The following is a 12,251-nucleotide window of genomic DNA, read 5'->3' as shown; positions in this document are numbered from 1 at the left end:
GGGCCCACTGCCGGGCGCGGGGCGCCACGGCGACGTGCGCCCCGCGCCCGGTCAGGAACGCCGGGCCCCAGGGCCGCCGGGCGGCACGCGCCGGATCAGCCGAAGACGCCGTTCACGTAGTCGTAGGTGCGCTTGTCGATCGGGCTCGAGAACATCGCCTCGGTGGAGCCGTGCTCCACGATGTGACCGGGCTGCCCCTGCGAGGCGAGGAAGAAGGCGCACTGCGTGGAGACGCGCTGCGCCTGCTGCATGTTGTGGGTCACGATGACGATCGTGACGTCGTCGACGAGCTCGAGCATCGTCTCCTCGATGACGCGCGTGGAGGTGGGGTCCAGCGCCGAGCAGGGCTCGTCCATCAGCAGCACCTTCGGCGTGACCGCGAGGGAGCGGGCGATGCACAGGCGCTGCTGCTGGCCGCCGGAGAGACCGCCGCCGGGCGCGCGAAGGCGGTCGCGCACCTCCTTCCAGAGGCCGGCCTTGCCGAGGCAGCTCTCGACCAGGTAGTCCTTGCGGTCGCGGTCGGCCTTGGTGCCGGTGAGCTTGAGGCCGGCGAGCACGTTGTCGTAGATCGACATGGCCGGGAAGGGGTTCGGCTTCTGGAACACCATGCCGATGTGCTTGCGCGCGTCGACGAGCTTGCGGTCGGCGTCGTAGATGTCGTCGCCGTCGAGCAGCACCTCGCCGGCGAGCGAGGCCGAGGGGATGAGCTCGTGCATGCGGTTCAGGATGCGCAGAAAGGTCGACTTGCCGCATCCGGACGGCCCGATCAGCGAGGTGATGACGCCGGCGGGCATGGTGAGCGAGACGCGGTCGAGCACCTGGTGGTCGCCGAACCAGGCCGAGATGTTGCGGGCGTCGAGCTCGGCGAGCGGAGGCCGCTCCTCGGCGAGCACGAGCTGCTGCTCGAAGCTCACCGCCGAGTTCGCCCCCGATACCTGGTGCTGCACGGTCACGGCGCCCGTGCGGGCGCGGGAGGGCGCGAGGGACGGCGCGACGGGCGGCGGCGTCCAGTCGCGGGGCCCGGGCGCCTTGCCGGTGATGATCTCCTGCGAGACCGGCACCTTGCCCTTCATGATCTGCCGCTGCTCGCGGCGGCTGAGGGCCGGCATCACCGTGGTGATGTCTTCGGCCGGGGCGTCGGGGGTGGTCACTTCTTCAGACATGGATGCTCATTCCGCTGGGTTCGCAGCTGGTCGTGTCACAGCAGGGCTGGTCTCGTCACAACAGGTTGGGGAGGAGGCGGGTGACCTGGTCGGCCACGAGGAGGCCGGCGAGGAACATGACGGGCACGAACACCACCCACATCTTCTGCGCGCCGATCTTGCGGTAGGCCCACACGGCGGCGATCTCCGCCACAACGAAGAACTGCAGGGCGAAGACGAGGGCCCAGACGGTGGAGGTGTCGGTGGCCATCTCCTTGTCCTGGGGCGGGAGGGTGGCGAAGGCGCTCTGGCGCTGGCCGGCGGGCACGACCGTGGAGACGAGCTGCGCATCCACGCGGGCGGTGCCCATCGGGATGTACGCGGCGCCGCGCGCCGTCTCGAGGATCATGCGACTCTGCCCGGCGGCCATGGCGGGCGGGGCGGGGTCGCCCGCGTACCGCACACCGATGACCGAGAACATCTGCAGACCCTGACCCGTGAGAACCGTGAAGGTGTCGCCGGGGGCGAGCTCCTGGATGCGGCTGAACGGCCCGCCGAATGAAGCGGCACGGCCCATCACGATACTGAGACCGGCCTGGCCGGGCAGCACGGTGTCGCGCCGGTGACCGGGGCCGCTCTTCGTGACCGCCGACGAGGTGCCTTCCACGACAACCTCGTGCACGCCGATCGAGGGGATGTCGATGATGGCCACCGGCGCGCCGTCCGGCAGCAGCGTCTTGTCGAAGGCACCTTCGCTCACCGGCGCGGTGCCGGCCGCGAGCTGAGCGCGATAGCTGTCGGTGAGCTGCTGCTGTGAGACGAGGTGTTGCAGGTGGCTGAGCACCATGAGGTTCGCCGCGAAAGCGAAGAGCAGGGCCGCGATGACGGTCAGGATGCTCCGCGAGAGCACCTGCATGGGCGTCAACGGTGCGAGCGGCTGCATCGACCGCGGCATGCGCTTGGGCACCCGGGGTGGCTTCGGTGGCGCGCCCAGCGGCCCGTTCGTCGCCGGGGGGCGGTCTGCGCTCCCCCGGCTCGAGGCCGCCGGCGCGGCGTCGATCAGCTCCGTGCTCACGCGGTCGACCCCACGAGGGCGGGTTCCTCGTCGTAGCTGACGATGCGCACGATCGCGTACGCCCCGGCGGCGACGGCGGCGAAGATGAGCAGCAGCCACGGCGGCACGAACACGAAGGTGTCGCGGGTGATCGGCGCGAGGGTGACTCCCTCGACCGTCTCCGGCGGAGTCAGCGTGAAGTGGGCATTCACGAAGGTCCACTGGCCGACGCCGTCGAGCGTCGCATCCACCACGCGCGATTCGTTGGGCTTGAGTCCCGCGATCGGCACACTGTCGACGACGCTGAACTCGGCACCGAAGGCGTTCGTCGACGAGAACCTCGCCGTGCTGTCGATGATGGTTCCCGAGACGTTGAGTACGGTGAACCGCGCGCGCAGCTGCCCACTCAACGGGTTGATCGACGGCGTGTACTCGGTGCTCAGGCCGCTCACGTAGAGGATGCCGCCGATGCTGTAGTCGTCGGGACCCGGGGTCGGTGGCGTCGTGCTTCCGGTGACCGTGGTCGAACCGTTCACCGTCGTTCGGGTGGTCGTCGGCGAGGTGCTGCTGGACGCCGGCGGGGCGGCCGGCACATTCGCCTGCACACCGGGAACCGTGGTGACACGGATGTTCACCCCCGGCGGGGTGGTGTTGTCGGCCGCGTAGGCCGATCCACCGCTGGCCAGCGCAGCGAGCAGGGCGAGGGCGGCGCCACCGGCGAGTGCCGGCGCCAGAAAGGCTCGGCGCACACGGCGGCGTGGGGAGTTCCGCTCACTCACCGGGGCTCGCCCGTCTTCGTCGTCTCCGGGGCGGCCGCTGTCGCCGCCTCGTCGCGTGCCTTGCGGCGAGCTTCGGCCTCGGTGTAAGCGATCCACTCACGCGCGGTCTTCTCGTCGCGGTAGCGACGGAAGCGCAGGAAGCCCCACACGCCGGCGGCGAGCACGAGCAGCACCAGCAGCAGCCACGGCACGGCGAAGGCCACGGTGTCGCGATTCACCTGGGCGAGGGGGCCGGGGTTCAACGCGTCGTCGCTCACGGTGGGCTGCAGGGCGACGTAGGGGTTGAGATAGCCGAGCTGGCCCACGCCCGACACCGTCATGGTGATCGTGCGGGTGCTGCCGGGGAGCATCTCCGAGAGATCGGTGCGGGCCTGCGGGGCCGCACCGATGCCGAAGTAGGTGTTGACACCGGCCACCATGTGCGCACCGAGCGCGACGTTGCCGGAGTTCTTCACCGTGAACGTGATGTCGGTGGTTCCGTCGAGCGGATTGATGCCGCCGTGGTAGTCCGCAGCGATGCTCGAGATGGTGAGCACGGGCTGCAGATCGCCGGGCACACGCAGGTAGAGACGCGTCGCCACGCGCCGGTCGACGAGGATCTGGCCCTGCGGCGTGGTCACCGAGATGACGATGCCGGCAGCGTGGTCGCCCGGCGCGGCATCGGCGGGCACATCGACGGTGAACGGCACGACCCTGGATGCGCCGGGGTCGAGCGGCACGTCGATCGACTTCGCTCCCTGGTCGAAGGTCACCCAGCTGCCCGCGTCCGTGGGGACGGCATCGGTGTCGAGCAGGCCGTACGAACCGTCGTCGGTGTTGTACGCATCCGTCGAGAAGAGCTTCATGGTCTGCGGCGTGGTGCCGGTGTTGGTGAGGATGTAGTTGTCGGTGAGCTGCTGGCCCGGGCTCGCCTGGTAGCTGAAGCGGCTGCGACCGTCGGCTGCCGTGTCGCTCGACGGGGCGCCGGAGATGCCATCGGTGTCGTCGGCGTGCGCGGGCGCGGCCGAGAGCATCGTGAGGCCGCCGGTCAGTGCGCCGGCGACGAGGAACGCGGCGACGATGCGCCGGAGCGGGCTGGTCAGAGCGGGGATGAGAAGCACAGTTGATTTATCCAGGATCAGGTGGCGGAGGTGCAGCGAGCAGGTGAAGGAGGGATGAACGGGACCCTTCGTTCATCCGGCGTTCTGACGAGCTGTGGTGCGACGGAGAAAGGGGGCCGCGATCGCTCGCGGCCCCCTTCCGTTCGACTACTTCGAAGCGAGCGTGAGCGTGAGCTTCGAGGTGTAGGTGCCGGCCGGCATGTTGGCGGGCGAGACGAACGTCAGACCGGCGTTCAGCTTCACCTCGCCGACGGCGAGCGTGTTGTCCGCCTGGGCGAACACCGACGGGTAGACGCCGCTACCGGCGGTCTGCGCTGCGGCGAGGGTGACGGCCGAGTTCGGCGTGGTGGTGGTCGGAGCCACACCGAGCTGCTTCTGGTCGATCACCTTGGTGCTGTCGGCCGAGTTCGTGAAGGGCGTGACCGTGGTGGTCAGCGTCCAGCCCGGGTGCAGCGAGTAACGCTGGTCGATGACCGAGAACTCGCCGAGGGTACCGGTCGAGGTCGACAGGCCGTTGACGAGCGTCGGGTTGTCGATGGCAGCGGTAGCCGCCGCGGGAGCGACGAGGCTGAGGCCGCCGTCCTGAGCCGCGAGGGTGGTCGCGTTCAGGTTGACGTCGAACGAACCACCGGTCGACGGCGGGACGACGTCGGACGGGGTCGCGAACTTCCACTGGCCGCCGGTGCCCGGGAGAACGGTGATGTAGGTGTAGTACACGCCGTCAGCCGAGATGTTCAGGCCGTTGTTGTTCATGAAGGCGAAGCCGAGGCTGTAGTTGCCGCCCGCCTTGACCGTGGCCTGGTTGCCGGAGATCTGGGCGCTCAGGTTGGCGGTGGGGTAGATCATGTCGTGCGTGCCCAGCTTGAAGCTGCTGTCGCCCCAGGCGATCCACGCCGAGGGGGTCTGCTCCTGGCCGCGCGCCGAAATGAACGTCTTGACCTGGGTCGAGTCTGCCGAACCGGGGAAGACCGCCTCGATCTGAGCGGGGTCGTTGCTCGGCATGCCGATGAGGGCATCCTCGAAGCCACGGGTGCTCCCGGGAGCGAGGATGGATCCGTCGTTGGCGTCGGCGATGTAGTACTTGCCCTTGGAGCCGACGGTCTGGACCGGCTCGTCGGCGGCGTTGGCGGCGGTCATCCCGGCTCCGAGGAGCGCGGCGGCGATGACGCCGACCGTGGCCACGCGAATGGCGTTCTTGCGGAACATTGTCGTATTTGCCTTTTCTCTAGAAACCGGCGCTACAGCGACGCGTAGGCGCGGATGAGGGTGGTGGAGGAGGGGGCGAGGAAGCCGAACTTGCGCTTCACGGCACCGGTGGTGCTGGAGAAGCTGCCGGTGTTGGTGAGGCTGGTGGCCTTGCTCGGGTCGAGCAGGTTCGCCAGGTTCACGTCGTACTTGGGGTCGGTCGGGTTGATGCGGGCGTACTCGACGACGAGGTAGGTGTCGCGGCCGAAAGGAGCAGCGTTGTAGAACGAGGCGTTCGGAACCAGGGCGGCACCGGTGCCGGTGAAGGCGGCGACACCGTTCGGGCTACCGAGGTGCACGTTGGCGGCGCTGGCGGCGGCGGTCGTGTTGACACCGGTGGCACCGTTCGACTGGGCGACCCAGCTGGCGGCCGAGAACGGGATGATCTCGTCGGCAGCGAGGATCGACGCGTCGTTCTCGGGGGTGGTGTTGGCGGAGCTGTCACCCACGGTGGAGCCGAGGGTGGTGACGCCGATCGCACCGAGGAAGAACGAGCGGGTGCCCGAACCGTTCTGCGGGATGCGCGGCTTGACGACCGTGGATCCGATCGTGACGGGGGTGTTGGATTCGTAGATCTGCTTGAGCTGCGCGGTGGTCAGAGCCGCGAGGTCGGCGTTGGTGCCGTTGTAGGCGTAGGCGACGGCGTCGCGGCCGAACGGAACGTAGGCGAGCAGACCGTTGGAGTTGGCGTTGGTGCCGGCTCCGCTGGAGGATCGGGCGATGTCGACCTGGCCGGAGATGACACGGGCCGGCACGGCGGCGTTGCCGCTGTAGGTGGCGCCGGTGATCGAGGCGCGGAGCGCGTTGACGCCCGCTCCCGAACCGGCCGGGCGACCGAAGTAGGCGCCGGAGTTCTTCGTCTGGATCGCGCTCGAGCCGAAGGCGTCGTATGAACCGATCGTGTTGCCACCGGCGGTGACGCGGATCGGGGCGCCGCCGATGGAGGTTCCGTTGGCCAGGGCGTTGGCCGCGTCCTGGAGGGTGTCGGAACCCACCATCACGTAGCTGTTCGAGACCGGCTCCGCGTTGGCGGGCACAGCCATGCCGAGGCCGGCGAGTGCCACGCCGACCGCTGCGCCGAGCGCAACGACTTTCTTGATCTTCACTGTGGATTGTTCCTTTCGGGAGGGGTGACCGAGCCTCCGCGACGCGGCTGCTTCGACTTGGTGTCCGGCCCGCCAAGGAGGCGGGCCGGATCGAGTCCAAGAATGTGGGGCATCACAGACGTCTCCGGATGCGGGTGAGGAGGGGAACGAGGATGGCTGCGGCCAGCCCGGCGGCGATCGCCAGCGGCACGGCGGCCGAGATGGCACCGACCTGGGCATCGGCGGGTGTCGCCTTGCCGGTCAGGGCGCCAGCGGGGCTGCCGGAGGGCGCGGGGTCACTCACGGCACTCGGCGTCGATGCGGGAGCGGCAGCAGCGGCAGCCTGGGGCGCCGCGGCGGCCGGGGGCTTCGCTGCCGCCGTCGGCTTCGGAGTCGCGGCCGCCTTCACCGGTCCCGCGGCGATGGCCGCAGCGGCGATGAGCGCCTGATCCTGCCAGCTCTGCGGGATCGGCGCGTAACCATCGGGGAGCATTCCGACCGCGGTCCCGGGCTCCTGTCCGGTCGTCGCGGCGTAGTTGATGAAATTCGCGTAGTCGTTGCGCAGCGTCGCATCCGTCATGGCGCGGTTCGTCGCCGCGTACACGGGCAGGGTGAGCGGATAGGCGTCCGGGGCCGACTTGGCCTGCACCGACGTGGGATCGAAGCGCACGACCTGCCCCTGCGCCGGGTCCGCCGTCATCGCCGCTGCGGCCGCCTGCAGGGACGCCGTGGTGGGAGCGACGAAATTGCCCGCCGGATTCCGCAGGTTCGCCGAGAGGACCTGGTACTTCGCCGCCGCTCCGGTGTCGGTGAGGCCGAGCACGCGCTGCAGGCCCGGAAGGCTGCGTGAGGCCTTGAGGTACTTCGGCGGAAGGCTGTTCGGATCCCAGTCGCCGAGGATCTGACCGTCTCCGCGCAGCACCAGGTTGGCGCTCGTGGAGAGGTCGTTGGTGTAGGGACGCCAGGTGACGACGTTGACGGCGTCGACCCCGTTCTCCTTTGCGCGTTCGCTCGGGTCGGCCTTGGGGAAATCATCGCGCGGGAGCACCAGCGGGCCTCCGACCCCGTTGCTCACCGCGGCGTAGACATCCGGGTTGATCGAGCTCCAGGGGTTCACGATCATGCCATCGGGGTCGGCCTTGCCCATCAGGAAGTCGACCGCGTCTTGGTCGGCCAGCACATAGTTCCACATCGCGGCCGCGGCGTCGGAACGCCCCTGAGGCAGGATCAGGTCGGACAGGGCAGGCGAGTTGATGTTCTGGTACCCCCACTCCGGATCGTTGATGTCGAGGAACTCTTTGTCCTTCGTGATGTTTCGCGGGTTGGTGCCGAGATGCGCGATGTCCGCACCGCTCGGAATCGAGTCGGTGTAGGAGTAGGTCAGCAGTTTGGCGACCAGCCGTGGAGTCAGGTTCAGAGAGGTGAACGGTAGTCGTGCGTTGCCTTTCGCGCTGTCGGGGACGTCGCCCAGCACATTGACCTCGCGGTCGATCGCGAATCCGATCGAGAGGCCGGTCAGGGCGATCGGTGCATAGGTCAGATTGTCGGTCACGCCCGTCGACGCCTTGAGCGCCCTCGAGGTGAGCGCCATCGGAGCCGGGGTCGTGCCGTTGGCGGCGAGCACCGCATCCGATTCGGCGCCGGTGATGGTCGTGTAGGCGGCACCGTCGGAACAGAGCGTCGGCTGCCAGGAGGCGATGGCCACCGAGGTGAGCTCGCTGCCGGAGAGCTGACGTTCGGAGGCGCCGATCGAGCAGTTCACACCGATCGGGAGGAAGTCGAGCTTCACGGCGAGGCGGTGCTTCCACGAGTCCCAGAACAGACCGGAGTGCTTGATGTCGGTGGTGCCGGTGTCGGCCGTGCCGCGCGGGATGACGACGAGCCAGCAGGAGGCGCCCTCGAAGCCGCCCTTGACGACCACCGGCTTGCCGCAGCCCAGACCCGGCGACTGCGAAATGGTCTGCACCTCGAACTTGACCGATCCTTCGCCCGTGGCGCTCGAACCCGCCCAGCTCACCTCGTTGGTGGTGTACTTCGTGAAGTACTGGTTGGAATTCAGGTCGATGCGCGGGGCGCCCTGGTCGGCGCCCTCGTCGGCATAGCTCGTGACCTTGGTGTACTTGTTGTAGGAGACCTTCTCGACCTTGCCGCCGTCGGCTCCGCGGAAGGTGATTCCCGAGTACGTCGGCGACCCGAATTCGCCGCCCTTGATCGTGAACTGCTGGTCTTGCTCGGGCACGGTCGCGTAGTCGTCGATGTAGGAATCGCGGGTGGCACCCGGCGTGTTGAATCCGCCGTACTGGCAGGTGGTGCGGTCGGGCCCGCCGGAGGCGTCGGTGCCCCAGCACTGCATGACCTGGAGGAAGTCCGACCCGCCGGTGCCCCCGTTCGGCACGCCGGACTGCTTGCCTCCGGTCCAGCTCACCTGGATGCCCTGGGCCTGCAGGTCGCGGGTCTGCGACACGGTCACCGCCAGATCGGGCATCGGCGCGTTCTGCAGGTCGGAGTCCTGCTGATTGGCGTGAACGGTCACCGTCGAGGCGGTGTCGGCCCGGGCCGGAGAAGCCGGCCCGGTGAGGCCGATGACGACGGAGGCGCCTCCGACGAGAAGACCGACGGTCACCCCGCTGACGAGGGAGACCAACCACGAACGTCTACGCGGCAGACGATGGCGGGCGGCACGGGACACGGGTCACTCCAAGTTGGAATCCACTGGATTCATCAGGAACGCCGCAAAGTTATGGGCGCTGGGTGTCGGGGGGATGAACGGCTCGGGAAGGAGACTTCCTTCCAAGATTTCGCGCTGACATCGCCTCTCGGGCGCGTGTCACGCGAAGGGGTCACATCAGGAATCGCCGCCGGATCGCTTCAGCCGTCGTGAGGCGAGGGGCGGGATGATCACGGCGGCCAGGAGCAGCACGAGCGCGGCGATCATCAGCCACTGCTGGGGTCCCATCCCCGAGTCAGGGAGGGTGAACGGGCTCGACACGGCGGCGCCGGCGACGGCGCTGCCGCCGCTCACCACAGCACCGTTCTCGTCGTAGACGGCAGCTGTTCCGGAGCCTCCGGAAGCGGCTGCGGCGGGGGCCGCGCCTCCCGACGAGGAGCCGGCCGGAGCATCCGCTGCCGCGCCGCCGTTGCCGGTGCCGGTCGTGTCGGTCGGGGTGTCTGCCGCACCGCCGGTGCCCGTGACGCACTGGTCAGGACCCTGCTTGTCACAGGCCGCGGGCTGCGGCGCGGAATCGGCGAGCGCGTTCGCGCTGAGGGCACCACCGGAGCTGAAGGTGGGGTTGTGGCAGTCGTTGAGCACGACGCCACCGCCCGAGTTCGGGATCTTCTCGATCTGCTGTGACCCCGCCTGCACGAGGTTCATCGGGAGTGGGGAGTAGCCGAGCGTGTCGGCCTGCTGCTGACCCTCGCAGAGCATGTAGCGGGCGAAGGCACCGAGCGTCGCGCCCTTCTTCTCGGTGAACGTCGCGTTCAGCGCTGTCGGCACGATCATGTAGGAGTAGCTCGAGAGCGGGTATGAGCGGGCGTCCCCGTTGTTGTACACGTTGTCGAGGATCTGCGTAAGGTAGTCCGGCGAAGCCGGGTCTTCGTTGATCTGCGCCTGGAGCAACGCCACCGCCACAGAGGTGGCCTTCGGCTCGACGTAGTAGCCCGAGCTGTTGAGCACCTTTGCCACCGGGAAGCCCGCGTTCTTGGCGTAGGAGTACTCCACGTAGGTGATGGCTCCGTCGCCATACCCCTGCGCGACGTACCCGGCGACACCGAGCGAGCCGTTCTGCGCCTTCATCGAGCCGCCGACCGGATACTGCGAGGTCATCTTCCCCGATGCGAAGTAGGAGCTCCACAGTGCCGGGTACTGCTTCGACATCCACAGCGTGAACTGCGCCGTCGAGCCGGACCCGTCGGAGCGCACCACTGGCACGATCCCCTTGTCGGGCATGGCCAGCCCGGGGTTGTCGGCCTTGATCAGCGGGTCGCTCCAGTTCGTGATGGCGCCCGTGAAGATTTTCGTCAGTGCCTCGCCGGAAAGGCGCAGGTTCGTGACCTGCTTGCCACCGATCTGCAGGTTGTACATGAACGAGGTTCCACCTGCCACGATCGGCATGTAGGCGTACCCGGTGCTCGGCACCTCCGGCGGCGAGCCGTCCTCCGGGGCCGTCTGGAACGGGATCTCGCTCACCGCGAAGTCGACGGACTGGGCGATGAAGTCGCGGCGGCCGGCAGACGAGCCGTTGCCCGAGTAGTTGATGGTCATGCCGTAGTTCGACGACACGTTCTTACGCCACTGGTCGAGAGCGTTCGACGACCAGGTCGACCCGCTTCCGGAGATCGGGTCGTAAGTGACGGCGTTCGCCGGAGCGGCGACGCCGACGACGGAGGCCGACAAGGCCGTGAGGGTCACGGCAAGGGCAGCGAGCGCGGCACGGGCCGCACGGAGTTTCGGCGTCACGCGGACGTCTCCTCGGGGTCGGAGGTGGGAGTGGAGGGGGATGCGGTGGGCTGCAGGGCAACAGGAGCGCGGGGCGGGTACTCCCCGAGTTCGATCCGGTCGTCGAGCAGGGTGATGCGGCGGAGGTCGCGCACCGACTCTGCGGAGGCAGCCCGGCGCTGGCGGTCGGAGAGCTGGCCCGGCCCCTTGCCGCCGATCGCACGGGCGACGATGAAGAGGGTCAGCACGAGCAGGATGAGCACAGCGGCCGTGCCGAAACCGCGGGCGATCATCGTGGGCTCGGGCGAGCGCACGAAGTCGAACACCTGCAGCGGCAGCGAGATCATCGGGCCCGAGAACGGGTTGAAGTTCATCACCGAGGTGATGCCCGAGGTGAGGAGCACTGGCGAGGTCTCTCCGATTCCGCGCGCGGTGCCGAGGATAACCGCGGTGACCAGGCCCGAGCGGGCCGTCGGGAGCACGACGTGCCAGACGGTGCGCCACCGGGTGGTGCCGAGCGCATAGGAGGCCTCGCGCAGGTTCCCGGGCACGAGCCGCAGCACGACGTCCGAGGCACGGATGACGATGGGCAGCATCATGACGGTGATGGCGAGCGCCGCCGCGAAACCCGAGCGCTGATGGGTGAAGAGCTGGATGATGGCGGCGTAGACGAAGAGTCCCGCGACGATCGAGGGCAACGCGGTCATCGCATCCGAGATCGTGCGCACGAAGCGGGCGAAGCGCCCGCCGACCTCGTTGAGGAAGACGGCGGTGGTGATGCCCAGCGGGATGGTGATCGCCAGGGCGATGGAGATCTGGATGAGCGTGCCGACGATGGCGTGCAGCACACCGCCCGAGGACAAGGGGTCCAGCGGGCCTGTGAACTGCATCGTCTCGGTGAAGAAGTTGAGGTACGGCAGCGCCTCGGACCCGCGCGTGAGCGTGTAGATGACGATGAAGACGAGCGCGCCGAACAGCAGCACACCGGCGCTCACCATCAGCACGGTGGCGACCCGGTCCTTGACCTCTTGGAAGTCGGAGCGCAAGGAGACGAGCAGCATGTAGAGCCCGATGAACGCGAGGAAGGCGACGACGAACCACCCGATGACGCCGGTCAGCGGGCCGATCCAGCCGAACAGCAGGGTTGCCAGGGCGAGCGCGCCGGCGAGGGCGCCGATGATGTTGAAGCGCTCGTCGAGGGTCGCCGTGCGCACGCCCCGGCGCGGGCCCACCTCCACGCCGTCCGATGACGGGATGCGCGTGGGGGCGTCGTCGAGGACGGGCTCCGGTTCGTCGAACAGGTCGGGACGCGTCTCGGGGTCGACCGCGGGCAGCACCCCGGTGAGGTCGGTGTCGAGCACGGTCTCGGTGCTCGGTGTCGCCGGGCTCTCGTAGGTCGTCGTCATCG

9 protein-coding genes are annotated in these 12,251 nt (G+C 68.6%); all 9 read right to left on the bottom strand.

The genetic code is table 11. The features are described 5' to 3' along the window. Window positions 1-95: 95 nt before the first annotated feature. The 9 genes from VD659_RS05070 to pstA all read right to left on the bottom strand — a co-directional run bounded on the left by VD659_RS05070 (window position 96) and on the right by pstA (window position 12,249). On the bottom strand, window positions 96-893 hold the full coding sequence (locus VD659_RS05070) for a phosphate ABC transporter ATP-binding protein (RefSeq protein ID WP_423260049.1): 798 nt from the start codon (window positions 891-893) through the stop codon (window positions 96-98). A 325-nt stretch (window positions 894-1,218) separates the two neighbouring features. Beyond that, the gene (locus VD659_RS05065; protein WP_423260028.1) at window positions 1,219-2,217 is read right to left on the bottom strand and encodes a sortase; all 999 of its coding nucleotides are present in this window, start codon (window positions 2,215-2,217) and stop codon (window positions 1,219-1,221) included. After that, window positions 2,214-2,975 carry a hypothetical protein gene (locus VD659_RS05060; protein WP_423260027.1) on the bottom strand — a complete coding sequence of 254 codons (762 nt, stop codon included), beginning with the start codon at window positions 2,973-2,975 and terminating at the stop codon, window positions 2,214-2,216. The genes VD659_RS05065 and VD659_RS05060 overlap by 4 nt, the downstream gene beginning before the upstream one ends. Further along, the gene (locus VD659_RS05055; protein ID WP_423260026.1) at window positions 2,972-4,075 is read right to left on the bottom strand and encodes a hypothetical protein; all 1,104 of its coding nucleotides are present in this window, start codon (window positions 4,073-4,075) and stop codon (window positions 2,972-2,974) included. The genes VD659_RS05060 and VD659_RS05055 overlap by 4 nt, the downstream gene beginning before the upstream one ends. A gap of 147 nt (window positions 4,076-4,222) precedes the next feature. Then, window positions 4,223-5,281 (bottom strand): hypothetical protein, encoded by a 1,059-nt coding sequence (locus VD659_RS05050; protein ID WP_423260025.1) that lies wholly within the window; start codon window positions 5,279-5,281, stop codon window positions 4,223-4,225. Between the two features lie 32 nt (window positions 5,282-5,313). Next, the gene (locus VD659_RS05045; RefSeq protein WP_423260024.1) at window positions 5,314-6,426 is read right to left on the bottom strand and encodes a substrate-binding domain-containing protein; all 1,113 of its coding nucleotides are present in this window, start codon (window positions 6,424-6,426) and stop codon (window positions 5,314-5,316) included. A gap of 112 nt (window positions 6,427-6,538) precedes the next feature. Continuing rightward, window positions 6,539-9,049 (bottom strand): hypothetical protein, encoded by a 2,511-nt coding sequence (locus tag VD659_RS05040; RefSeq protein WP_423260023.1) that lies wholly within the window; start codon window positions 9,047-9,049, stop codon window positions 6,539-6,541. A 201-nt stretch (window positions 9,050-9,250) separates the two neighbouring features. Next, window positions 9,251-10,864 carry a phosphate ABC transporter substrate-binding protein PstS gene (pstS, locus tag VD659_RS05035; RefSeq protein WP_423260022.1) on the bottom strand — a complete coding sequence of 538 codons (1,614 nt, stop codon included), beginning with the start codon at window positions 10,862-10,864 and terminating at the stop codon, window positions 9,251-9,253. Beyond that, window positions 10,861-12,249 (bottom strand): phosphate ABC transporter permease PstA, encoded by a 1,389-nt coding sequence (gene pstA, locus VD659_RS05030; RefSeq protein ID WP_423260021.1) that lies wholly within the window; start codon window positions 12,247-12,249, stop codon window positions 10,861-10,863. Before pstA ends, pstS begins: the two co-directional genes overlap by 4 nt. Window positions 12,250-12,251 lie beyond the last annotated feature (2 nt).

Origin of the sequence: Herbiconiux sp. 11R-BC, from assembly GCF_049472555.1 — a bacterium.
Taxonomy (GTDB): Bacteria; Actinomycetota; Actinomycetes; order Actinomycetales; family Microbacteriaceae; genus Herbiconiux.
The sequence above is the reverse complement of the archived record's forward strand: the minus strand, read 5'-3'. Positions and strand labels throughout refer to the sequence as shown.

Coding starts and splice junctions, on each gene's coding strand:
- VD659_RS05050 (WP_423260025.1), bottom strand. CDS start 5,281: ATGTTCCGCAAGAACGCCATTCGCGTGGCCACGGTCGGCGTCATCGCC.
- pstA (WP_423260021.1), bottom strand. CDS start 12,249: ATGACGACGACCTACGAGAGCCCGGCGACACCGAGCACCGAGACCGTG.